This is a genomic window from Candidatus Neomarinimicrobiota bacterium, assembly GCA_022573815.1.
Classification (GTDB): Bacteria; Fidelibacterota; SORT01; order SORT01; family SORT01; genus JACZTG01.
Genome location: JACZTG010000001.1, coordinates 1 through 24,731, shown reverse-complemented (window position 1 = coordinate 24,731; position 24,731 = coordinate 1). Strand labels below are relative to the sequence as shown.

Here is a 24,731-nt window from a genome sequence, read left to right as displayed (position 1 = left end):
TTACTCTGATACTAACCGAACAATGATGAACAAAATAAGGAGAAGATGAAATGATCACATCAAAGATGCGTAATTTCACAACTCTAACTGCAATTATTCTGGTTGCAGTTCTAATAACGGCACCGGTTGCCAATGCAACAAACGGATATTTTTCCAGCGGATACGGCACCGCTTATAAAGGTTTAGCCGGAGCAGGAGTTGCTCTTTCTTTGAGCACTTTAGCCGCCGCCACTAATCCGGCATCTATGGTAGGGCTTGGAAATCGCTACGACCTCAGCGTCGCCTACTTCAACCCGAATAGAAATTTCACTGTTGACGGTAATCCGTCAGGATTTCCGGGTACTTTCGGTTTAGCGCCGGGCACCGTTGAAAGCAGTTCCACTACTTTTATCATCCCTTCATTAGGATTTAACAGGATGCTGAATGAGACAAGTTCATATGGTGTTTCTATTTACGGCAACGGCGGTATGAATTCTGATTACGAATCACCGGTTTTCGGTTTTAATCCAACGGGTCTTGATTTTGCGCAGCTCTTCATCCAACCTACGTATGCTATCAAGCTTACTTCACAACATTCTGTTGGAGCAGGCGTGATTTTGGCATTTCAGCGTTTCAGAGCGGAAGGTTTGGGAGCATTCGCACCATTTTCCTCCGATGGCGCTAATATAACGGACAATGATTATTCTACTTCAATCGGGTTCGGTCTAAAAGTCGGTTATCTCGGCGAGCTTTCTGAAATGCTGTCTGTTGGGGCTTCATACCAATTAAAAACAGCGATGAGTGAATTTGACGAGTACGCCGGATTATTTGCCGAACAGGGTGATTTTGACGTTCCAGCCACATGGACAGCGGGCGTTGCTCTGAGTCCCAATGATGATATTACTCTTGTGGCGGATGTTCAGCAGATTTTATACAGCGGTGTTGCATCAATCAGCAACCCGTTTCTTCAATTCGATCCTGCGACCGGAGCGCCGACAAACCCTCTTGGTGCAGATAACGGCGCCGGATTCGGATGGGAAGATATGACCATCATCAAAATAGGCATTCAATACGTTATGGACGAAAGCCTCACACTTAGAGGCGGTTTTTCATTCGGTGGTCAGCCCATACCTGACGGCGACACAAGTACTGCTTTAATGTTTAATATACTCGCTCCGGCAGTGGTGGAAACTCATATCTCCGTCGGCGCTACCAAAACAATGAATAACGGTCATGCTGTCAGCTTGGCAGTTACTCGTGCATTGTCAAATTCGATTTCAGGTCCTAATCCATTAGAAGCTCCTTCTCAGCAGACTATTACCCTTGAGATGGATCAATGGGAGGTTGAAGTTGGATACTCATTCTAAATGAACTGATTTAGAAAGTTTCATTTCTTAAAAAATCCCGTGCAGAACAGTCGCACGGGATTTTTTCTTATGTGCATTCAGGGCAAGTAAATCCCGCTTCAAGCGGCGGCCCTAACCCGCACAAACCAGATAATTATTTAACGTAGAAAGTTTCTTCCGCCGGTCTCAGAGTCCGGGCAAACCAGAGAGGACGTCTCAAGCCGTCAGGGCCGGGGCCGGGACGGGTCAACTTCAGCCACTCTTTATAAACCTCATGGGACTTATTCGTGTCCACGAATATATCGCCGTATTTCTCCCCATCCTTCGGAACGCTGATGGATACTTTCTGATGCCAGCAATGCATACCCGATATAGGATCGGGATGGACAGGGAATGTAATATTTTGATGCACTCCGCCGTCACGCCACCAGATACGTTTCGAGTCGCTGTCGCTGCTGTCAAATGGCTTAACAGAATCCAAAACCGACATTTTATACTTACCCGGCTCTACCTCTTCGATAGAAACCGTATTCATTGCCCAACTGTTTCCTTTCATATCCTGCCGGCGACGCCATCTGCCGATATGATGGGAACAGGCGATAACATCGGGCTTCATCCCCTCCGTTATCCATACCTTGTCTATGAAATAGCCGATTTCTGTTTCAATCTTCAGTAGATCGCTGCTGTTTTTTATACCTACTTTTTCAGCTGTGGAAGGATGGATCCATATTGGATTTCGGTGCGCAATCTCAACGAGCCATTTAGCGTTTCCCGACCGGCTGTGAATCAAGGTAGGTAGTCTGAAAGTGGGCACAAGGACGTATTCGTTTTTCGATTTATCAAGATTCTCGGGGTGAATGTGACTCTTGATATATTTAGGGATGGTAAATTCTTCCCATTTCCATTCAGCCATTGTGTTGGAGTAGAATTCCTGTTTTTTCGATGGTGTCGGAAACCCGGTGACAGCTACTTCGCCATCCTGAACCCCGATAATTTTACCGTCTTTAACGATCTGACCGGCGCTGTTCAGTTCCGTGCCTTCCATTTGTGATTCATCCAGCGGGTTTCGGTTTTTTTCGTATGAAGTTTCTTCAATTTCAAATGCGCCGTATTTTCTCATATAGTCAAGCGGAGCCAAATCTTCCTCAGCGGCTTTATCCTTCAAGCCCGGAATATTTTCAAAGATATATTGATAATATTCGTCCACACTGATTTTTTCGCCATCACGATAAGGAGACTTGAAATGTTTTCTTATGCCGAGCGATTCATCCGGGTCTATCTTCCACGAAAGCTCTATCCAAAACTCATCTTCTTCCCATACCTCACCGGGGTTCACTTCATAAGTAAACTCAACCTCTTTTCCTTCTCTGCGGGCAAACTCCCGTAGCACCGGCTGACGGAACGCTATCCACATTCCTGAATGTGTTTCGTAGGAATTAAGGTCGTGCCGCTCGCCTGCATGCCCCATGGGAAGCACATAATCCGCCCAATAAGCCGTTTCGTTCCATGTGGGAGTCATCGCAACGTGTAATTTTATTTTTGATTCATCCTTCAACGCTTCTATCCATGTGAATCCGTCCGGATAAGTCCAGACAGGATTAAAAACCCGGGTGAAGTAAACGTCTAATTCCCCTCTTCCCTCCTTTAGAAAATGCGGGAGAAGAAAACTCATTTCATGGTGCGCTATCGGATATTCAGCGGGATAGTGCAGTTCATTCCAGAATTTCTGTGCCGGAGGAACATCGAAGAATTTAGGCTTGAATTTATTCCAACCGCTGGGAGATGTGCCGCCTACAGTTCCAACGCTGCCTGTCAATACATTCAGAAAGTGGAGACAACGCGCTACCTGCCATCCGCCGAGGTTCCCGCTTCCCGCGGAACGCCAGTTGTGCGTTGAGAGTTTACTTCCCGCATCCGCCACCATTTTAGCTGCCTGTACGATAGACTCAGGTGTGATATTAGCCTCAGCCGCCGCGAATTCAGGTGTGAATTCTTCATACTCTTTTTTGAGTCGTCCTATAAAGTTATCAAAAGTCGGATTATCAGAAGGATGAACTTTCGCCATATAATCCTGCCAGTTTACCCATGTTTCCATATATTGTCTGTCATATTTGCCTTCATCGAGAATGATTTTCGCAATTGCAAGCAGTACAGCCGCTTCAGAACCCGGATAAGTCGGCATCCATACATCCGCCATACTCGCAGTATTCGAAAGTCGCGGATCCATAACTATGAGTTTCGCGCCGTCCATCATCCCTTCAATTATCCTTTGCGCGTGCGGATTGAAATAGTGTCCCGTTTCCAAATGTGAACTGATGAGTAAGATCGTCTTTGCGTTGGCGTGGTCGGGAGAGGGTCTGTCGAACATTTGCCAGAGAGCATATCCTGTCCGCGCTCCGGCAGAGCATATATTGGTATGCGAATTATGCCCATCCACTCCCCACGCCTGAAGAACCCTTTCCGTGTATCCTTCATGACCCGGTCTTCCTACATGATAGGCTATATTATTTTGTCGCCCTTCCTGCAACGATTTTCTTAATTTTCCTGATATATCGTTAAGAGCGTCTTCCCATGAAACCCGTTCCCATTCACCGCTGCCTCTCTCGCCTTTACGTTTCAGCGGGTATAATATCCTCTCGGGATCATTGATCTGATTTATAGTAGCGGGACCTTTAGCGCAATTTCTTCCTCTGCTTCCCGGATGATACGGATTACCTTCAAACCGCCTGATTGTGCCATTTTCCTTATCAATATACGCCAGCATACCGCATGCTGATTCGCAGTTGAAGCAGGTCGTTGGAACTATCGAGTAGCTCTTCTTTACCCTTCGCGGCCACGAGTTCGCATCGTACTCGGTCCAGTCGTCCCATTTCTCAGGTGGTGGATAATTCGAGAAATCAGCCGGTGCTTCCGTAAATTCATTTATTAATTCGCCGGACTGTTCGATACTTTTTAACAAGCCTATCGATTCGCATACCCGTTCGATCATTGATTTTTTTATATTATGACTCATTTTATCAACTCAAGGTTATCAGTTGCGGAGCTCTGACCCAGATATGTTCAGTACTTAATATTCCCGCTAATACTATCAACGCCACTAAATCTATTGGCAATAATTGCGGCGCGAACATAAACAATAATAGCGGTACTACTCTTGAAAAAATTATCGTTATCCAGAATTGTCTGCCGTATCTCCCTTTAAGAATCATATCCGCAACCGATTTTGCGTCGTCCGTCATATGCGGCGTGAACAGCTCAAGTGCGGTGAATAACAGGTTTGTAATCAGAAGAGCTATTGCGAGATTGATTATCCCGCTGCCTAAGCCGGAGCCGAGCATCAGCAGAAGCGCAGTTCCGGCAAGCAGTGAATTCACACCCATTTGCGCCGGCGCAATCGGCGACTGCCAAAAATCTCTTCCCTTCGCCTGAGCGAAAAGTAACGCCGTGTATATGGCTACCATAAAGGCAATCAAGCCTCCGATAATATCAAACAGACGACTGTCTATTCCTGTTGGGAAATAAAGATTCAATATGGAAAGAGATAAGATTGCCCCGAACGCCGTGATGAAATAAGCTCCTTTGACCAACCACGATGACCAATGAGGTCGGAGCAGGACATAGAGAAACCGTTTCGGTTGGTCAAGGTCCTTAACCAACAGTCCGCCGGTAATGACCAAAAAGAGCATTGACGACCAGAGAGATTTTTCTCTCAATCCAGCGCTTATCTCAAACCATCCGAACAAGCTTCCTAAAGCCAATACCATAAACAGACCCGCTGAAATAGCCTTTGTCCAAACATAAGCGGATACTTCCCAGCCCCAGAGAACGCCCTTGCTCGGACTGTCGTAAACTCTTCGGGCATCCCCGGATTTCAGCGTCTCCTGAATCTCTTTCCCATGTTTACCCTTATTATCAAGAGCGAGTTGCACGAGCAGATCTTCAGGGTCTTTTTCAGAGCTCCGTTGGTCGGCGTAATGAGCGAAATGTCCCACACCGCGTGATTGCTCGCTCCACATATATTCGTCTTTTTTTGCAGTTGAGCCGGGATCAAGCGAAGCGCTGTCACCGTTAATATAAAACACTTTCGGCTTTGTTCCTTTTTCCGCTTTTCGCACGGTAACAGCTTCCATTGCGATAAGTTTCGTAATATCGGCGTTCGGGTCACTTATATCGCCAAATCCAATCGCCTCAACGGGACATACAATCACGCATGCCGGCGCCATTTGCGCTTCTATCCGGTGGGCGCAGAAATTACATTTTTCTGCCACGTGAGTTTCCGGATTGATATATAACGCGTCATACGGACACGCTTGCATGCATGATTTGCAGCCTATACACCGATCAGTATCAAAGTCCACAATACCGTTATCGAGAGTGTGCAGAGCATTGGTCGGGCATATATCAATGCAAGGAGCATCTTCACAATGGTTGCACCGAAGAACCGAGAAAAGTCTGCGGGTATCGGGATAAACGCCCTTTTCCACATACTTTACCCATGTTCTGTTGACTCCTAATGGAATATCATGCTCTGACTTACATGCTACCGTGCAAGCATGACAGCCGATACACTTCCGATTATCTATTGTGAATGCTAAGTTCATTCTTCTTCCAATACTCCTTCGATCTGATCTTCCAATTCACTTCCTATTGAACCGGGCATAGTCATATTTTTCATAAACGCCCATTTCCCGGCGTCCTCAAAATACATCTTCATCCTGTACATCGCATTAACGCTACTGACATTGATAACTCCGTTTTCTTCCTGTACTACGATTTCAATCGGAAAAGCGGCGGCATGAGCAATTCCGGGACACTTTCCCTTTTTGCGTGATTTGTCCGAACCCGCCTTAACTATATCGAATGATTTCCTGTCCATCGGAGTCCCCGTACTTCCGAATACCACAGTTTTATATCCGGGAAGATTTAATTCGTAAACTAAGTGCATCCCCCATTTCTCACCGGTCATAGATAAACCCTGGCGAGCTTTACCGACCACATCGTCAAAGTTTGCTCCGGGTAATTCAATAATATTACCAATCTTGCCATCAAAACTTCCGCCGGCCATAACGCCCATTGTTCGTCCGATATATCCTTTTTTACGCTTCTGACCATATTCTTTGTTGCTTGATGTGCCCTTTAGGGCTGATTCAATAAGCAGCCGGAGATTATCATGCTGCGCCTTAGTAGTTCCCTCGAATGACTCATCATCCAACAAGACCGTCCGGTCAGTTGATTTGCGGTTTGCAATCGACACGTGAAATCCGTTTTCATCTTCAAAGAGATTTATCCGGTCAACAGTGCCGTAAGCCCCTGTTTTATGGTTCGCATCCATTATTTTCGCCGCGAATGTCGAATCATATAAAACAAATACTATAGCACGGAATCCACAATCTTCCGGAACACCGGAATTGATAGTAGTAAGCAGCTTCCAATCCGACATTGCTATCGCCGAAGAAAGGCTGTCTGCCGCCGCTTCAAATGTACCCTCGACAGATTCAATTACGAACTCATACACTCTGTATTCCTTTTTGGCTGCGTCGCTGAATGCCGGGATTGAGACTAAGAAAAACAGTGTTACCAACAACGACAAGTAACGATGGTTATTGTTTATCATTTTTCGCTCCTCCTGTTTTGAATCAAAATCAGGGATCGGTAATCTCCATTAACCCGCTTTCCACGGTAGCGAAAGCAGAAATTTTGATTCTATCTATATTATGTGATTCTCTCTTAGTCGTATTTCCAAGCCGTTTGTGGATTTCCGGCAGTAGCTTGATCCCTTCATCAAAATTCACCAATCGGTTTATAAGATAAAACAGATACATAGTCGTTAGCCAGTTACTGAATTCCTGCTTAGATCCGATATGTTTTTTCATATTGAGAATTACCCACGAAAAATGCTCCCAGACATCGAAACAAGTATGGCACGAACGGTTGATTCCGGTACAGCATCTACGAGTAGATTCCAAATCAGCATTATAAGCTCTGAAGTGCGGGTTATAAGGATTTCCGTTTTTCAATCTTTCGAAATTCGCCTCGTGATTCGCGCTCAAACTCGTGCATACTTCATGTCCCCATTTCAAACCGTATAAAGTGCCTGTTGAAACGATTTTACTCAGGTAAGAACTCATAAACATCTTATCAGGGTAGAGGCTGATCATTCGGTCTATCTCAATTCTCACTTCGTCAAAACCGCTGCCGGAATCCAATTCCCCGCCAAATCCTAACAAATCGCCGTAAAAATTAAATAAAACCTGATTACCGTTGTTTATACACTTCTCCACTACCCGCTCAATCTCATTCTTCCGTCCCGGAGCCACAGTATAGTACCAGAACGCTCTTGGATCGTCTTTGTAATTCTTCAGCGCTATCGCGAATGTATCAACGTTTCCGCCGCCTCGCATATATCTGTCTGTCTGATTATCTCCCCATACCGAAACACCGATAGGCATTGACTCGAACCCTTCATATGGTATTTTTATAAGACCGTTTGTTGAAACATTTATATGAAAATTTGAATGAAGTTTTTTCAGTCTCCCCAGCATGAGACTCGGTTCGCCTCCCACAACAGTGACAAAATTAGTTCCCCGTTCGAGCTCTCGTTCTATAAACGCATCAAATTTGTTTTCATCGGGAGGAGACTCAGACTCTTCCATTCCCTCGCTGAAAAAATAACACCCTCTGCACCGGATATTGCACTCGTGAGTGATGTCCACAGAGATGGACCGGAGAGAGCCTGCTTTTCGAATCTCACTGTAAAGCCGCTTCAGGAACGGGTCAGACAGATATTTTTTTAGCAGTTTAACCATCAGGCAGCACGCAATTCAATTTTAATATGATTTGTCCAATCAGCAATCTCTATTCCATAAAGATCAACATCAATTGCTTCCCATAAATTGCCATTCCGCAGCTCGATTATTGATTCTTCTATGAAATTATTTGCCACCGTAAAGCTGCCGCGTATTCTATTTACTCCCAAAGAATAATTTTCAGCGTGTATAAAAACTCCGTTAGAAATTTTAAGCGGTCTTGGCGACGCACCGTTTTTATTGGTATCAACAACAAACTCTGTTGAGCTCAATTTCTCAGATAATTCCTCCGAGAGTTCTTTCTCATCTGAAGTTAATTCTCCCGGCTGAATCGGTCTTTGAAAAACAGCTGAAAAATCTATTATCAGTTGCGACGATATGATTTCTTTGCTGAATGAACTGTCGTATTCCCAAAGAGTTGTAATGTGGTTCCTAAGCGCTTTTCCCGCAAGTGTTCGGAAAGAATCCCATGGAGCTTTCCATAATGAAGACATAGCTTCAAAATCGAAATCGAATAAAAAGTTCCCCACAACAACACACGCATCGCCTATTTGCCCGCCACCCGTTCCGGCAATCCGTTTGCCGTCAACCTCTATCTCGTTTATATCTTTTAGTTTTGCGTTAAGTCCAAACGATTTTAGGGTTTTCACGGGCGCTTCCAACATTTTCGCATAAACATTCCTGAAATTTGCCGGCAATTCCGATTTTTGAAATACCAGCTGGTAAAAGAGCTGATTTTCATCAAGATAAGTAGCGCCTCCGCCCAATTTACGGCGAACCGCAGGTACATTTAATTTTCTGCACACATCCAAATCTATGACACTTTCCGCATCCTGATGATAGCCAAAACAAACATACGGAGATTTTGTGCTGTTCAGTATTATGGTATCGGGCGTTGACTCATCCATTTTCTCCGCTACCGCGTGATACACCGCCTGAGTCATTATGCCGTCAATCGCTCCTAAATCTATCAATCGTATCGGTTTTACCATAATTTACGCGGTGATTACCTCATTTAGACGCATCTCGTTTTGAATCACTTCTATATCTTTCGACATTGGCGGAAATGGATAATCCCGGAATTCCTCTCCGGGTCTGTAGGAACCGCATGGTCTGTTGCACGCCATCACACCATCTCTATCGGGACATCCGTCCGTCATAAACGCGATTCCTTCATTCACTGTTAAATTAATAATATCAGCGGAATAATCTATATTCGAGATAAATCCGTTTTTATCAAATTCCAATGCGTCTTTTGAAAGTCCATTATTTTCTATCAACTGTTTGACCAGCTGAATACGCCGATGCCTGGCTATCGGCTGACGTTCCGAATCCTGCAATGCCGTTCCCGGCTCAGGATTGAATGAGAACAGGTAGCACGACAACTGCTCTTCCTTACATTTATAAAAGATGTTCGTCAAATCCCTGTCGGTCTCGCCCAATCCGATGATGATATGGCAATTCACTTTATAAGCGCCGTACATCTCGCGGGCAAGATTTACAATTTCCCAGTGATAATTCCAATCGTGGGGACCCTTTGCGCCTTTTCCGCGGGTATTATAAAAAATCTCTTCTGTGGCGGCGTCCATCCCGATTCCGATAATATCCGCTCCGGCTTCTTTTATCTCCGCAAGAACCTGTCTGTCCATCAGTGTCGCTGTAACCAAAGCAGAGATAGGCACGTCAGGAGCCGCGCTGTGAACAATTTTCGTCATACTTAGAAGATCTGCGTTTGCCCGATGATCCTGCACCTGCGCAATACAAACTCTTCCGACCCCGCCATTCGCTTCCCTTTCAGCTATTTTCTCCGCCACCTGCTCCGTTGGATAAAGGGGCCAATCAACTCTGATAAACGAATTTTCTTCTGCAATACCGGGACGTTCCCTGGCCAATCCGCAATAGCTGCAATTCGCGTAACAGCCTTCAGGATAATTCTGAAGCAAGTTGATACATCCACAGTTACACCTGTCAAGCCGACCCGGCTTTAGCCCCAGCTCGATTGCCGCCGCCGCGCTTATCCTCACATAATCGGGGCTTAAATTCCGCATTTCCTTTTGCTCACTCAGAGCTAACATCTCAGTTGCCATTATTATCCCTTTTACCAGGTTACTCCACAACAAGCATTTACGATATTCGGCTTTAATCCGAGTTGTTCGGATTGACCCACTATCCCGTCAGCGGGGTAAGCGATTCCGTTCAATCCCGTTTCAAGGGCTAATTTATCTACTCCCAGCTTCATTTCGCCTATCGGCTTGGCGCATCCCAGCATAACAGGAGTCTCTGGTAATGCAATCCGGGCTGTCTGAAAAAACAATCCGATTTCGTCCATTGAAGGAGGTAAAACGTTTGCCATAGGCGTTCCCGTGAGCGGCATCAATATTACCAGTACCAAAATTTTCGGCGGGTTATTCTTAATCATCTGAAGCGCGTTCCATTCACCTTTCATCTTTCCGAAATAATGCCCGATGATAATATGCGGAATTGTCGGCACATTGTATCGCTGTAGATTTTCCAATGCCATTCCGTAATCATCCGGCGTAGCCGACAGATGATAGACATCGGATATTGTTTCCTGATCACCGATGATATCCAGCATCGCTCCGTCTATGCCGATTTCCGAGATAGCCGCGCACGTTTCCTCGTCGGGAAGTCCGACATGCAAACGAATAATCAAACCTAATTCCTTTCGAATCCTTATCAAATCGGGCACGTGCTGCAACAGTGGGACTCTGCCTTTCAGGTCACTGCCGCCTGAGACCAAAACTCCCCGTGCGCCCTTTTCCGCTAATCGCTGGCAGGTATCATATAAAGAACCCCCTTCGGCTGTCAGATCCACCATTCCCTTCAGCACTTCCGTTTTGCAGTGCTCGCAGCTCAATGCGCAGGCTGAACCCGTCACACTCAGAGAAACAAATTCCGTCAATGAACCTTCAATTTCTGAAGTCCGGTGCGTCTTGAGGCCGGGCATATGAAAAGTAATTTCGTTTGAAAAATTCCTCCGACGAATAGACATACAATTCGGGTCAACTTGGAACTCGGTCACATTTTCCGGCAGAGTTAGGAGCTCAGGCATAACTTCCATCCGTTTTAACGAAACAGCCGTAAGGCATGGTTTCAATATCCGTTCTGTTATTAGAAGCGTCTTTCACAGCATCCTGTACGCCGTTATATAAGTCATCAAAGCTGATCCTGGAAAATTCATTTTCTCTTTTTTTATACACCCGTTTCAAAGTTTCCTTTATCTTATCAGAGGCAGCGGAATGCCAGGCGAGGCTGAACTCCAAATCTGCCAGCGCGTTTTCGGAAACGTAAATGTCTCCGCCGATCTGCACTTTTTTGAGCGTGTTTCCCGCTAAATTTACAGATACCTCTAATAATCCACCCTCTGTTTTTCTGACCGCTCTCCCATTCATCTCCTTGACATTTGATTTAGAATAGATCCATTTTTCTGTCAGATATTTTTCTGCTTCCAACTTATTAGATTCTCCGATTTCTTCACTGCTCCAGTCTCCCTTTATCAGATTTACTCCGAATACTTTAGAAAAACCTTTTTCCAACTCGGCGCTGAATTCATCTACAGTTATATCATTTGATAAAAGTTTACGCACAGTTGTAATCCTGCCGGAAACGAGTTTAACCGCTTTATCAGTTATTCTTTTAAGGGGAGTTCTCAATACGTTGAGCATTAGCTCCACGTCAAGGTTTACAAGAATTGAAGCGTGAAAAAGAAGACCGCCTGTCCTTGTTTTATGCAGTCCCAATCCGGCGATTTTTCTTCCATCAACCTCAATATCATTCTTCCCGCGGAACGAAGCTTCGATACCGAACTTCGAAAGCGTTTTCACCGTTCCCTCAGAAAACTGTTTCATCAATACTCGAGCGCGATGATATGTATCGGTTTTGTTTCCTTTCAACGCTAACGCGACGCCGAGCTGGTCTGCGCCCATAATAATTGCGCCTCCGCCTGTGGGTCGCCTGTTAAATTCCACACAGTTTTGGAGACAATATTCGAGATTAAGTTCTTTCTGAATGTTTTGGAATCTTCCTACAAGAGCGCTGTAGGAATCATAGGTATAGAGCCTTAGGGTTGGACGGGATTTTTCACTCCCCACCCTGAGAGCCATTGATTCGTCAGCAGCTAAACCGGAACTGCCACTGACTCCGTTCTCTTTTATAAGACGCAAGTCCATCAGTTCTGATTATTTTCCGTTTCATATCTTGCGATTTCATTCTGTGACCATTCAAAAATCTCTTCGCCAGATATTAAATCAGCGCATTCAGCTTCCCAAGCTGACGCACGGATAACAACCAGCCAACCCTCACCGTAGGGCTGTTCGTTGATAAGCAGCGGAGTTTCCGGTACTATGTCGTTCACAGCTGATACCACGCCGGATATGGGAGAGAATATTTCGGTGGTCATCTTGGCGGATTCAAGCGTACCGATAGAGTCGCCTGCTTTAACTTCCGTATTTATCTCAACAAAAGACGCATAGGCTATTTCACCCAGCGAATCGAGCGCTAACGCATCAATGCCTACCAGTATTTCACCGTTTTCATCCGTCTCCTTAGCCCACATATGATTGGATGAATGGTAATATCGGTCGGCAGGAAATTTTAGTTGTGTGCTGTCGCTCATACTTCTCTCCTATTCTGTAATCAGAGGTTCTTTCGCCGCAGATTCTTCATGTAAATCCATTGCTTCCATCAGATAATCAACAATATCCCTGACTTCTATCTTCCCTTCGTTGCCGGATGTTTTCACCGCATCGGAATACATCGTAAAGTCCTTCGGACAGGAAACTGTGAAATATTCGATCCCACCGAGAGCCATCGCCTCCTCTATTCTGTTCTCACTCGGACGCTGTGTCATATCATCGTGGTCTTTCATCCAGATTCTTCCGCCTCCCGCGCCGCAGCAGAAAGAGTTTTCTCTGTTCCGAGGCATCTCTACCAGCTCTACCCCGCAACTTTTCATCAAGTCACGCGGAGCTTCATAATTTCCGTTATAACGACCGAGATAGCATGGATCGTGATAAGTGGCTTTTGCGTCGATTTTCTTTTTAATTTCTATCATTCCGCTTTCAATCAGCTCATTCAACAGTGTGGAGTAGTGTTTAATCTTATATTCAGCGCCAAATTTTCCGTATTCGTTATGCAGCGCGTTATATGTATGAGGATCGGTAGTAAAAATCTCCTCGTAATCGCACTGAGCGAGAGTTTCAATATTTTCTTCCGCCAATGCTTCGAATAATCCTTCTTCGCCAACCCTGCGAACATCGTTGCCCGCAGATTTTTCGCCTTTCATAATAATTCCGAAATCCACTCCCGCCGAATGGAGAATCCGCGCTAATTTTCTGCTCACGTCCCTGCACGATTGGTTGTATGACGCAAAATCGCCTACATACCATAAATACTTCACGGGTTCCGATTTAGCGTCTTTTATTTCAAAATCTAAATCCTTCGTCCAACGCGTTCGCCTTCTTGCAGATTCCCTGAACGAATTGCCCTGCTCGTCTAAGCTCCGAAGCACATCGGCAAGCTCGTCCGGCATCCTACCGTCAAAAACCATATTCCGACGTAATTCCAGTATATCCATAAGAGGCTCGTTTCCCACCGGACAGACCTGAACGCACGCATAGCAGGTTGTGCAGGCCCATACGGCTTCATCTGAAATAGCATAATCGATCAGACTTTGCGCGCCTGCGCCGTTGAGAACTTCATCGCCTTTTTCGTTGATAAAATACCGCTTGTTTATCTCCAACGCCGCTGGACTCAGTGGAGTTCCTGACGTGTGAGCGGGACAGACTTCCTGACATCTGTTACACATTATACAGGCATAAGCGTCCAGCACCTGCGGCCAAGGAAGGTCGGTGAGAGACGCAGCTCCCGGAGAAGATATATTCAGTACATCGTCCATCCTCCCTGGGGGAGTTTTTCGCCCTAACGCTAAGTTGACAGGCGCAACCATTAGATGAAGATGTTTGCTCCTCGGGAAATACGGTATAAAAATTACTATCAAACCCATTGCAAGCCACCACGTAATATGAATCGCAATTTCAAGGGACTCATGGCTCATAAATGAAAAGAGAGGCGCAAATAAATTGGCAATAGGAAGCCACGGATCGCCATGCCCCAATTCCGCTATATGGAAAACAGTGCCGAGCCATCTTGAGCCCACATGCAACAGAATAAACACACCCACTAACAGAGAATCCCGTTTTATTCCCCCTGAATCTACACCGGGATGAAGCATAACATTATCGTTGTAACCAAGTTCTTTCGGTTTTGTAACAAATCGCCGATAAAGAAAAAAATTCATTCCGACAATAACGAAGATGCTGAATATGTCCGCAAAGAGATTGAACACTCCGGCTAAGGTACCGGCTCCGATAAGATGCCACCCGTCAACATACGCTTCCAAGATGTCATTCACGTTCACCAAGAGGTAAAAGCTGAACCCGAAAAAGATGAATGAGTGAAAAACGCTTACCCAGCGACGGGCTTTAAAGACAGGTTTCTGAATTCCAACTTCAAAAAGAGCCTTTATGAATCTGACGCTTAATCCGTCGCTCCGGTCGGTATCAGCTCCACTCTTGACAATCTTGAATAATCGGCTGAAACCACGCCATGCAAACGCTATGCTAACAACGGTGAGAAGTATAAACGCTATCTGTTCTGTTTGCGTTAACAAAGTTTACTCGCATTTAACAGGTTATTAATAATGAAGCAACGAGACAGACCAAATGGAATATCTCAATATGACAACCGGATTACAGTTTATCCAATAAATCCTCACACACGTCAAAAAGGTCTTCCGTCATTCCATAATGAGCCACGTCGAAAATCGGAGCGTTTTTGTCAGTGTTAATCGCGATTATAGTGGACGATTCTTTCATTCCCTCTATATGTTCGGGAGCGCCTGATATTCCGAGAGCGATATAAACCTTAGGCTTAACTTTTAGCCCGGATTTCCCTACCTGCCTTGATTTCGGCAGCCAACCCGCATCTATAAGCGGTCTTGTTCCGGCAACATCGGCGTTCAAAGCTTCGGCGATCTCTTCAGCAACTTCTACATCATCCTTACTTCCTATTCCTCTTCCGATCGCCACTATAATATTACTTTGAGTGATGTCAACATCGGCTGCTTCCGGCTCAATAAGCGATTTGAACGTCACCTTGCCGGCACCTGCGTCGCCGCTGAATTCTTCAACGGCGGGCGAACCGGAAACTTTTCCTGCTGCGGCATCGAACGCTCCGGAACTCACCATAACTATAGCCGGCGAAGGAACATTAGAAACCACGTCCATCTTGCCGCCGTAAAGTTGACTTGTACACGAAAAACCGCCATCAGACGCTTCAATAGCCGTACAATACGCTACCACAGGAATATTGAGACCCGTACCCACCGGAGATGCGATGTCCATCCCCATTGAGGTTGAACCTATTAGAACTAAATCCGGATTCTTCTCACTCACAGCCGACTTCACCGCTGCGGCATATTCTTCGGGATTATATTCGCTGCTTCCACCTACGGATAAAACATTATCGGCAGCTCCCAATTCCGCATATTTATCTTTCATATTCCCAAATACAATGGCTGTACATTTCCCACCGTTTGACAATTCCTTTGCTTTTCCTAACATTTCAAACGTTATATCCTGGAAATCGCCATTAAGATGTTCAGTTACTACAAAAAGTTCGCTCATATATATTCCATTTATTATATAAAATTAATATCTGTTTTTTAATACTGTTCACTAAAGTGCGCCCGCATTTTTCAGCACTTCAATCAGCTCGTCAACAGAATCAAGCATCTTTGCTCCTTCTCCCTTTGCAGGGGGCGCCATTTTCGTGATTTCGCTTCCACTTCCTGACCCTGAATCTCCAGCCTCCGTATTGTCAATACTCATAGTTTCCTGTATCTGTTTTATCTTACTCACAGGAGCATATCGCGGCGTTTGCCGCGCGGCTTGTATTCCAAGCACAGCAGGCGTTTCAACATCATACTCAGCCATGTAGCCGCCTGAATATTCCTTGCGGAGAGTTACCGTGCTACCGGATATCGAGACATTAGAAACAACGCTCACGCTTGGAACATCGAGATAAGTTGCCAAGATAGGACCCAGCTGACCGTCTCTATCGTCCACTGATTGAACACCCGTAAGCACAAGATCGTAACCTTCGGAACTGATAGCATTGGCAAAAACCTTTGCCCGTTGATGTGAATCAGATGCTGCGGCACCCGTTATCTTCAGACATTTGTCGGCGCCTTTTGCCAGAGCGGTAAAAAGAAGTTTGTCTGCGCCTTCTCCGTCAAGAGTCATCGCCACCACTTCAGCGCCGTCCGATTCCTTCAGCTGTATCGCTTCTTCGAGAGCGTGATCGTCAAATTCATTAAGTTTTAATTTTAGATCTTCCTCATTTAAAGCCTTTCCTGTGTTATCTACTTCAAGGTCTTCCACTAAATCAGGCACTAATTGCATTGGAACAACTATTTTCAATATTTCTCCCTTATCAGTTCATCCTTTGAACGTAAAAATGTTTTCCTTCAGCGTCCTCTTCCATCTTCAGCAACTTCTGTCCGGACGACCTGCACCAGGCGTTGATATCGGGCTCCGCTCACGGATGTGAACTCGTCAACCAGACTATTCCCCCGACGGGCTGTTTCTTCAGCGCCTGCCATGCGCGGATGACAGGCATCCCCATTCCACAATCACCCAATTCAATGCGCTCGCCAATCAGCAATGTTTGAGTTCTTCTTTTTTTATATTGAGTTCCGGGAGTTCCTTCTCGATCCGCAGGGATAAATTGGTCACCGCATCTCGAATCAGGTTCGCAACAGCGTCACCCGCATCGGTAAGTAAATATCCCCCGCTCTCAAGATTTTTCATTACTAATCCGCATTGAGAAAGATTTCCGAGTCTTTCTCTCAAGGAAAGTTCTGCCATTCCCAATTTCTCGGATAAAGCCAGAGGCTGGATTTGCTCGGTTCCTGAAAGTTGGAGCATTATCTCAGAATTTTCTCTTTCAAACGCGTCTCTTATGGTCATAGACAGATAATCCAGCGCCAGAGCCTCAGGCGGGTTTATCTTTAAATTCGGTGTCCATTTCCCGTTACTTTTATCATCTGACATATTCGATGAACCCAGCGCCACAAAGTTTTCATACCGTTCGGTTGCCAATGCCATAGAACGCAACCGTTGCCAGGATGCATCCGCTAAATTGACAGCAAGTGAATTTTCCATAGGTCAGCCGTTCTCTTTAATTGTTATTTTGTCTTTCAACGCTTAATAAAATCTTACGCTGCAGCTCCGCCGGAGATGCAGAAATCAATTATCTCAATAATATCCCACACTTCAAGATTTTCGTCATTGTTGGTTGATTTTACCGCATCTTCAAAACGGGACACTTCGTAGGGACAGCATACAACCAATACCTCCGCTCCTACTTCCACAGCTTCCTTTACCCTGTTTTCCGACAGACGTTCGGTCGTATGATCGGCGACCAATCCATCTAACCACATTCCACCGCCGCCGCCGCCGCAACAATACCCCTGCTGACGATTCCTGTACATTTCGACAAACTCAACACCGGGAATTGAATTTATCAGATCGCGGGGAGCCTCAAACTCTCCGTTGTGTCTTCCTAAGTAGCACGGGTCATGAAAGGTGACTTTTTTCTTGAATTCCGTTGTATAGAGTGACTTCAATTCTTCCACCTTGCCCGACAGGAATTGAGTATAATGCTGAACATTGTACTCATTGCCCGTGACTTTTGGATAGAAGTTTTTGAAAGCGTTAAAGGCGTGAGGGTCGCTTACCACAAGCGTGTTATGCTCGAATTTCTGAAAGAGTCCGTCGTTATGCTCGGCGAGCTGTTCAAAAAGACCTGATTCTCCTACTAACCGCTGAGAATCGCCGTCGCACCTTTCCTCTTTTCCTAAAATACCGTAATCAATATTCAATTTGTTGAATACACGAACCATCGCCTTGGCTGCGTCATTACCGCGATTATGATAGCTGAAATAATCGCTTACATACCAGAGGACATCAACAGCGCCGGGATCTTCTTCTTTTGTAAGATCGCGAACAGTCTCATCCAAATCTTTTGTCCACTTGACTCTTTTCCGCGGCGACTCGCCCATCGGATTGCCGTATTCGGCTACGTTTTGAAGCATAGTCTGCAATTCTTCGGGAACGTTTCCGTCAAGGACAGCTTGCTCGCGAATTGCCGGCATTATCTTCATCATATCAACTTCTTTTGGACATACACGCAGACAGTTATTGCAGGAAGTACAGAGCCAAAGATCAGCTTCCTCAAAAAGATTATAACCGGTTTGGAGTTTCCGGTATATCTTTCTCGGCCCGTAGCTTCCCACATTATCTACGGGACAAACGCCTATGCACTTGGCGCATTGATAGCACCAACCCATAGATTCACCGCCGGGAGTATTAATAACCTTGTCCAGATAAGTTAAATCATATTCCATGATTTCCCTGGGTTCGTACATCTTGTTCCATTCACCTGAAATGTCCACACCGTCAACAATAGCGTTATCTAATTGGACGAATTTTTCGTATTTATGATCTCCCATTAGTTCTTAAGCTCCATTTGGTAAACACCCAATACCCTTTGTGTCAGTTCCGCCAACTCGGGTAAAATCCTATTGAATTCTTGAGATAATTTCACTTTAAACACCGTGTACATATATACAGCGTAAACACACGCTAAGAATAAATTTGTTCCGAAAAGTCCTTTTGCCATATCCGAAAAACTTACCTTATGTCCAACTGCATTCACCATTAGAGTAGCTTTACCAACTCGCAAATATGTATCCCCTAATGACGTTCCCGATAGATTGGAAAAATCCTGTATCACTAACGGCAGAGAACCTGTTTTAGTATCAGGATCCCAAATCCAATTCGTCCATAACCAATATTTATCGGGGTTGCTATAGTGCAGGAGCTCGCCGGCAAAGTTGAGCCGCATTTTCATCTCTACAGATTCTATTGAATTGACGAATTCATCAAAACGGTCTTCTAATCGCTTTTCACCGTAAAGTAAATCAGTTATTGATGATCTGATATTATCAAGACCGTTCGCTTTCAATATCCTTTTGGTTTTACGGCGAATCGTAAAAATCATTCCGATGACCTTTTTTAGATCATCTTCATTTAACGAATCAATCTTATCCTCTGCAAGAATCCCGGAAATTATCGCGCTTTTAGCCTCGAGCTTTCTCCCAATATCCTCCAGCTCCCACGTTTTGGCTAGCTTGGTTGCTTCTTTCATAAATTCCTGAGCGGAATCCGCATCTACTATTTCCTTAAATGTGATTGAGTCGTAAAGCAATCGGTTAGGCAGTCTCTAATTGTGATTTTCTGATGAATGCGCACGCCTTCATTGCGGCGGCGCCGCCCATTGATATCGAGTCTTCCAAATCCGCCGGTCCTGTGGATGCGCCGGCTGCGAATACTCCTTTAACGGAAGTTTGAACCGTGTTCAGCGCTCCACCGATCGTTTCAATAAAACCGTGTGGTTCCAAAGGTAATTTGAAGATTTTTGCCATATCTTTTGAGCCTTTACTCGGTTCCATACCAATTGATAAAATTACAACATCCATTGGTATCTCCATCGGTCTGCCCATAGTAGTATCTTCACCTTTGACCACAAGAGTATCTCCGCGCATCGTTATCTCTGTGACAATGCCTCTGATGAAATTCACCTGTTTTTCTTCCTGCGCTTTCCAGTAGAGCTCGTCCTCCCAAAATCCATACATTCTCATGTCGATATAAAAAACGAATACCCGGCAATCGGGCACCATATCCCGGATTTCAATTGCTTCTTTTGTTGCGACTCCGCAGCACACTTTGGAACACCACTGATTTCCTATTTGCCGATCCCTGCTTCCAACACATTGGATAAAGCAAACCTGTTTCGGTTTTTCTCCTGTGGAAGGACGGACGAAAGTACCCGCCTTCAGCATACGCTCCACATCCACAAGAGTTATTACATCGTCGTATTCATAATATCCGTACATCTGTGTTTCTTTGCCCGGATCAAAATGCTGAAAGCCGGTAGAAACGATGACACTGCCTACATCTACCACTTCTTCACCCTTTCCATTTTTGATTCCGATTTTCAAATCAGGTGCGTCGCCCTCAGTCGAGATCACTGATGAATTCAGGCGAAGGTCAACTAACGGATTATCTTTTATGGCATCGATCATCTCATTCATAGCGTCTTCCGCGCTTCTCATATCAGGCGTCAGCGCAGCGTAGTCTGCCGAAATAGGCGTTCCGCCTAAAAACTCGGCTTTATCAACAAGTATGACATTATATCCAAGGTCTGATATTCCCCGGGTCGCCTCCAACCCGCACGGACCTCCCCCGATAACTAAAACAGGCAGATCAGGCATCTGCATCCTCCCAGGTTAGGTAATCAATTTCTCCGGACTTGATCCGATCGACTTGTAGCTGAAATTCAGCCCAAGCCTTATCATAATCAATTCCCATTTTTTCGAGTATTGTTCTTATTTCCATATTATGCCAGTGTAATTGGCACACTTTGAATGGATGCGCTCCCATAGACAATGCCGCAAATTGAGCATCAGACATCACGGGAATTCCGACTTTTTTGTTGTGGGCTTTGGCGGCAAACTGACTCTGATCAAGAGTAGTCACGCAGCCCGTATCATGAGTGAGCGTAAGATCCGGGTTAGCCTCTTTAATCATTACTTCGATTTTTCTCAATGTTGCAAATGAACGTGAAAAATCTCTGCTGACCAGTATATGGCGGAAACCGAAGCCACAACAATCATGCCACGTAGAGTAATCAGCGAGTTTCGCTCCCATCGCCTTAACCAATCCGCTGACAATAGCAGTTCGCTGACCATTATATAGCTCTTTATCGTAAATAGCGTCTTCCACCACGAGTTTATGATAATGGCACGCCGGATGAACGGTAATCGTCAAATTGCTGAAGTCCAAAACTTGTCTATCTGCAATTTTATGTCGCATCACGTGAACCCATTCCGAATAATGCACAATCTCTTCCGGGAATACCAAAGTTTTTCCCATTCGGGCTAATACCTTACGAACTTTTTCTCTCAATTCAGGAAATTCCAACAGATCCGAACGCACTTCTTTATAGTGTCCGTAGCTAGTACCACAATGGATTATCGGAAAATATCCGTCAATTTTTGCCTGTGCGAAATTTCGAACTGCCACTGATGCCTGAGCGGCTGAATTTGATGTGGCAGAAGCATAATAATTCCATGCAGTACATGAGGTCTGGTCTCTCGGGTCGTGATAATCAAAACCGAATTGTCTGTTGAGCCAGAAAATTGCCGTTGAATATCCGGGAATATGCCCGCATTGACCGCATGATTTATGATGCCAGGTATGGTCCAACGGGATTTTTTTCAATCTTCCGTATTTTGTTTCGACTTCCACGTAAGGCTCTGGAACTCTTATCACTTCGATTTCGCCCGCTTTTTCCAGCTCGAATAATTTTTCTCTATAATCTTCGGTAGGCGGCGCTTCAGTTCTTTCGAACTTTCTCATGCTTACCTTAGGTATTACCGAATCCACTGTTATGCCGGACATTATCTGTTCCTTTCTTTTAACTTTTAATCATCGATGATATTATCATAATCATCAATATCATATCCATGTTCTTCAAGGAGTTCTTCCATCACTTCCTCAAGTATCATAAATATTCCTTCATCGATATTTTGAATCATATCAAGATTTCCTGTAAGCTTCCAAATCATAAATAGTTCCAAGCGCGTTTTTATACTTACGTCCCATGCGAGCTCAACTGTGTGCAGCGTCTCGGGCGGAATTGCTCTTCTCCAATCTTCAAGATTATCGGATATCTCCTTCACACGAGGACCCCAATCGGGGAACGCATCCGGCTGCAGCATATCAGGAGCCACCTGCGTTCCGGTTGACATAATTTTATAAATAATTCGACTGTATGATTTCAGCGCATCTTTGGCGGATTGCAGGCCGTTGTTCACAGCTACTTCCCGCATTACGGTTATAAGAGCGCCGGGATTTGACTGCCTCGGACAGCGAGTGCAGGAGAAACACTGGGAACAATCCCAAACGGAATCATTCATCAGTTCATAAAACGTGTCAATATCTTCCCGCTCGAGAGTTTGAACGAACACACGGGGACTAAAGTCGTAGAACCTTGCTGAAGGGCACGCTGCTACACAGATGCCGCATTCATAACAACCATTGAATATGTGATCCCAACGCATATCGCCTTTAACTTCATCGAAAAGAGCCTTCTTCTCTTCATAAGGTACGTCCTGATACTTTGCGTCTTTATAAATTGACAGAGCTTTCTCCTGTTCTTTTAATTTTCTAACAATTTCAGATAAGAATCTTTCAGTTCAGATCCTTTAGGCGTTCCGACAATTCGTATTTTTTCTTCTTCACCTGAATAATAAATCACTGTAGGGATTGTTTTTATTTTTGCGTCGTGAGCCATCCGGAGACCTTCTTTATTTTCGAGTTTAATTGTCACCAATTTCAACGAAGTGTATTCCTGTGTGAGATTCCATGCAAGTTCAACCGCTCTCCCGCAGCCGCTGCAGGCAGGATGTGTAAATACCTTAATGAGCAGATCTTTATTATTTTCCAAAAAATAAGCGAACCTTTCTGATTCCTGGCGTATTGATATGAATTATCAGTTTAAGCTCCCCTCAGCTTTCAAATCCCTCGCAATGAATACATTCCCCCAGATCGTTTTCGGACATATATGCCGCAAAAAGAGGTATCGCATCCTCGGCTGTATGTAATTCGGCTTTATCCTCTTCGTAATTATTAGGTTTAAGTTGCACTATCCATCCGTCCTTATAAGGACTTCGATTTAAAATAGTGGCATCCTTTTGTGCTTCTTCATTTACGGCGATAATTTCGCCTCCAAAAGGTGATTTGATAGGACCTACCCATTTCCCGCTTTCAACTGTAGAGAGACTTTTTCCTTTTTTGACTACTTTACCGACCTTTTTAGGCATGCAGTGAATAACCGAGCCTGCCATTGTTTGCGCTATATCCGTCAAGCCGATATTCAGAGTGCCATCGCCGTTATCCCTGACCCAAACGTTAAAATCAATATGATACATCAGGTCATCCGGCAGTACACAATTATTTATTTCGGCGATGAGGCTTCTCCCCTTTTAATAACTTAAAACTAAGTCGCTGTCCATACCTACATCTGTCATATAAGCGGCTCCTACCACGCCGTCCACTTCTTCGATCAAATCATCTTCTGTCATATCGTGGAGCTGAAGAGACGCGGAACAAACGCGCATTTTCACACCTGCTTCTTTTGCTTCTCTTATAAAATCAATTATTTTCTTTCCCCCTTCTTTGGCTACTATTCCCTCTGCAACACCTTTTTTCAGTAACAACGTACCGTCTATCTGAAATATCATTTCCGCCTCATTGTCCATAGCCATAGCCACATTTGCCATATAAAACGGTGTAGCGCACCGTTGAGGCATCTCAGGTCCGAACGTCACAAAAATTGTTACCTTTCCTTCTTCTACCATAATTAGTAATCCTCAATCAAAAACGTTCGACATATTTTGTAAGCTAAAAAGCAAGGTCATCGAATTTTATATCGATGACCTTATTAAGTCTTACCTAATCCCGATTAGGGATTCTTTACAATGAATGCATGAGCAAATATTCCTCAGACAAATCATAATCACGCAACCGCTGTTTAATCGAACAGTTTTATTCATTTACCCTTTTTCAATGGAGTTTAACTTAAGTTAAACTCTCAGTTATTATCTGAAGCTGGTGCTTATATGAACATCTGAATATCAGCATCCACGGCGAATTCCAAGAATGTTGCCGCGCCGCCGATTTCAATACCGTCAATAAAATCTTCTCTTTTGAAACCGAATACGTCCATTGTCATAGTGCAGCCGATCAATTTTACGTCGGATTCCAAACATATACTTCTGAGCTCCTCAATAGTAGCAACACCTTTTTTCTTGAATGTTTGCTTCATAAGCGCTGTGGCGCCTGATTGAAAACCCGGCAGGTTTGACGAAATTATATTCGGTATGGGCCAGTCGAAATTCTTCAACGCTTTTGGACCAAACGGCAATTTCATCGGCATTGCCGGGTTAGCTGCGGGGGCGACTTTTGCATCGAGTTTCTTTTTCAAAAGCGGTAACCCATAGAACGTGAAGAATATTGCTACCTCCATATCCATTGCCGCTGCCGTTGAAGCTAGAATGAATGGGGGATATGCCCAATCAAGAGTGCCTCTCGATGCTATAAGAGCCATCCTTTTCTTTTTTCCATTTTTACTGCTCATAATTACCTCCTAAGCTTTCCCCCGGCTAATTTTTTTTGCCCGAAATGTCTTTGTCAGGCAGCTTTCTTTATATAGAAAATAAATTCTCCGTTATTGGTGATACTTTCGAGCAGTTCGTGCCCTGTACGCCGCGACCACGCTGCCATATCATTTATGGATCCCGGATCGGTAGAAATCATCTTTAGTATCTGATCAACATCCATTGAGTCTATCATTTTCTTTGTTTTTACAATTGGAAGAGGGCATTGCATTC

At 44.7% G+C, this 24,731-nt stretch carries 25 protein-coding genes; 1 reads left to right on the top strand and 24 read right to left on the bottom strand.

Annotated elements, in window-relative coordinates; translation table 11 throughout:
- Positions 1-65: 65 nt before the first annotated feature.
- Positions 66-1,346 (top strand): outer membrane protein transport protein, encoded by a 1,281-nt coding sequence (locus tag IIB39_00125; GenBank protein ID MCH8927105.1) that lies wholly within the window; start codon positions 66-68, stop codon positions 1,344-1,346.
- Between the two features lie 133 nt (positions 1,347-1,479).
- On the opposite strand, the gene IIB39_00120 is transcribed toward IIB39_00125, so the two are convergent.
- From IIB39_00120 to IIB39_00005, 24 genes are all read right to left on the bottom strand, one after another.
- Positions 1,480-4,338 (bottom strand): molybdopterin-dependent oxidoreductase, encoded by a 2,859-nt coding sequence (locus IIB39_00120; protein ID MCH8927104.1) that lies wholly within the window; start codon positions 4,336-4,338, stop codon positions 1,480-1,482.
- Positions 4,339-4,342: 4 nt separating this feature from the next.
- Positions 4,343-5,926 (bottom strand): 4Fe-4S binding protein, encoded by a 1,584-nt coding sequence (locus IIB39_00115; GenBank protein ID MCH8927103.1) that lies wholly within the window; start codon positions 5,924-5,926, stop codon positions 4,343-4,345.
- The gene (locus tag IIB39_00110) at positions 5,923-6,939 is read right to left on the bottom strand and encodes a hypothetical protein (protein ID MCH8927102.1); all 1,017 of its coding nucleotides are present in this window, start codon (positions 6,937-6,939) and stop codon (positions 5,923-5,925) included. The genes IIB39_00115 and IIB39_00110 overlap by 4 nt, the downstream gene beginning before the upstream one ends.
- Before the next feature lie 28 nt (positions 6,940-6,967).
- Positions 6,968-8,131 (bottom strand): radical SAM protein, encoded by a 1,164-nt coding sequence (locus tag IIB39_00105; protein MCH8927101.1) that lies wholly within the window; start codon positions 8,129-8,131, stop codon positions 6,968-6,970.
- On the bottom strand, positions 8,131-9,123 hold the full coding sequence (locus tag IIB39_00100) for a lipoate--protein ligase family protein (protein MCH8927100.1): 993 nt from the start codon (positions 9,121-9,123) through the stop codon (positions 8,131-8,133). Before IIB39_00100 ends, IIB39_00105 begins: the two co-directional genes overlap by 1 nt.
- A 3-nt stretch (positions 9,124-9,126) precedes the next feature.
- A complete protein-coding gene (locus IIB39_00095; protein MCH8927099.1) occupies positions 9,127-10,218 on the bottom strand; it encodes a radical SAM protein in 1,092 nt (363 codons plus the stop codon).
- Between the two features lie 11 nt (positions 10,219-10,229).
- Positions 10,230-11,204 carry a radical SAM protein gene (locus IIB39_00090; protein ID MCH8927098.1) on the bottom strand — a complete coding sequence of 325 codons (975 nt, stop codon included), beginning with the start codon at positions 11,202-11,204 and terminating at the stop codon, positions 10,230-10,232.
- Complete coding sequence (locus tag IIB39_00085) at positions 11,197-12,321, bottom strand: lipoate--protein ligase family protein (protein MCH8927097.1); 1,125 nt, start codon at positions 12,319-12,321, stop codon at positions 11,197-11,199. Before IIB39_00085 ends, IIB39_00090 begins: the two co-directional genes overlap by 8 nt.
- A complete protein-coding gene (locus IIB39_00080; protein ID MCH8927096.1) occupies positions 12,321-12,767 on the bottom strand; it encodes a glycine cleavage system protein H in 447 nt (148 codons plus the stop codon). The genes IIB39_00085 and IIB39_00080 overlap by 1 nt, the downstream gene beginning before the upstream one ends.
- Positions 12,768-12,776: 9 nt before the next feature.
- The gene (locus IIB39_00075) at positions 12,777-14,822 is read right to left on the bottom strand and encodes a (Fe-S)-binding protein (GenBank protein MCH8927095.1); all 2,046 of its coding nucleotides are present in this window, start codon (positions 14,820-14,822) and stop codon (positions 12,777-12,779) included.
- Between the two features lie 79 nt (positions 14,823-14,901).
- A complete protein-coding gene (locus IIB39_00070) occupies positions 14,902-15,837 on the bottom strand; it encodes an electron transfer flavoprotein subunit alpha/FixB family protein (protein ID MCH8927094.1) in 936 nt (311 codons plus the stop codon).
- A 51-nt stretch (positions 15,838-15,888) separates the two neighbouring features.
- Positions 15,889-16,632, bottom strand: coding sequence for an electron transfer flavoprotein subunit beta/FixA family protein (locus IIB39_00065; protein ID MCH8927093.1), 744 nt, complete (start codon positions 16,630-16,632; stop codon positions 15,889-15,891).
- 47 nt (positions 16,633-16,679) lie between these two features.
- Positions 16,680-16,844, bottom strand: coding sequence for a hypothetical protein (locus tag IIB39_00060; GenBank protein ID MCH8927092.1), 165 nt, complete (start codon positions 16,842-16,844; stop codon positions 16,680-16,682).
- Positions 16,845-16,869: 25 nt separating this feature from the next.
- Positions 16,870-17,376 (bottom strand): hypothetical protein, encoded by a 507-nt coding sequence (locus IIB39_00055; GenBank protein MCH8927091.1) that lies wholly within the window; start codon positions 17,374-17,376, stop codon positions 16,870-16,872.
- A 53-nt stretch (positions 17,377-17,429) separates the two neighbouring features.
- Positions 17,430-18,725: a (Fe-S)-binding protein gene (locus IIB39_00050; protein MCH8927090.1), complete on the bottom strand. Its 1,296-nt coding sequence runs from the start codon at positions 18,723-18,725 to the stop codon at positions 17,430-17,432.
- Entirely contained in the window at positions 18,725-19,483 is a 759-nt protein-coding gene (locus IIB39_00045) for a hypothetical protein (GenBank protein ID MCH8927089.1), read from the bottom strand. Before IIB39_00045 ends, IIB39_00050 begins: the two co-directional genes overlap by 1 nt.
- A 4-nt stretch (positions 19,484-19,487) precedes the next feature.
- A complete protein-coding gene (locus tag IIB39_00040) occupies positions 19,488-20,549 on the bottom strand; it encodes a CoB--CoM heterodisulfide reductase iron-sulfur subunit A family protein (protein MCH8927088.1) in 1,062 nt (353 codons plus the stop codon).
- Positions 20,542-21,738 (bottom strand): heterodisulfide reductase subunit B, encoded by a 1,197-nt coding sequence (locus tag IIB39_00035; GenBank protein ID MCH8927087.1) that lies wholly within the window; start codon positions 21,736-21,738, stop codon positions 20,542-20,544. The genes IIB39_00040 and IIB39_00035 overlap by 8 nt, the downstream gene beginning before the upstream one ends.
- A 23-nt stretch (positions 21,739-21,761) precedes the next feature.
- Positions 21,762-22,400, bottom strand: a complete 639-nt coding sequence (locus tag IIB39_00030; GenBank protein MCH8927086.1) for a 4Fe-4S dicluster domain-containing protein — start codon at positions 22,398-22,400, stop codon at positions 21,762-21,764.
- 98 nt (positions 22,401-22,498) lie between these two features.
- Entirely contained in the window at positions 22,499-22,786 is a 288-nt protein-coding gene (locus tag IIB39_00025; GenBank protein ID MCH8927085.1) for a hypothetical protein, read from the bottom strand.
- A 61-nt stretch (positions 22,787-22,847) separates the two neighbouring features.
- Positions 22,848-23,309, bottom strand: a complete 462-nt coding sequence (locus tag IIB39_00020; GenBank protein MCH8927084.1) for a glycine cleavage system protein H — start codon at positions 23,307-23,309, stop codon at positions 22,848-22,850.
- Between the two features lie 15 nt (positions 23,310-23,324).
- Positions 23,325-23,699, bottom strand: coding sequence for a DsrE family protein (locus IIB39_00015; protein MCH8927083.1), 375 nt, complete (start codon positions 23,697-23,699; stop codon positions 23,325-23,327).
- A 257-nt stretch (positions 23,700-23,956) separates the two neighbouring features.
- Complete coding sequence (locus tag IIB39_00010; protein MCH8927082.1) at positions 23,957-24,478, bottom strand: DsrE/DsrF/DrsH-like family protein; 522 nt, start codon at positions 24,476-24,478, stop codon at positions 23,957-23,959.
- A 53-nt stretch (positions 24,479-24,531) separates the two neighbouring features.
- Positions 24,532-24,731: sulfurtransferase TusA family protein (locus IIB39_00005; protein MCH8927081.1), on the bottom strand; the 200-nt coding region annotated here is incomplete at its 5' end.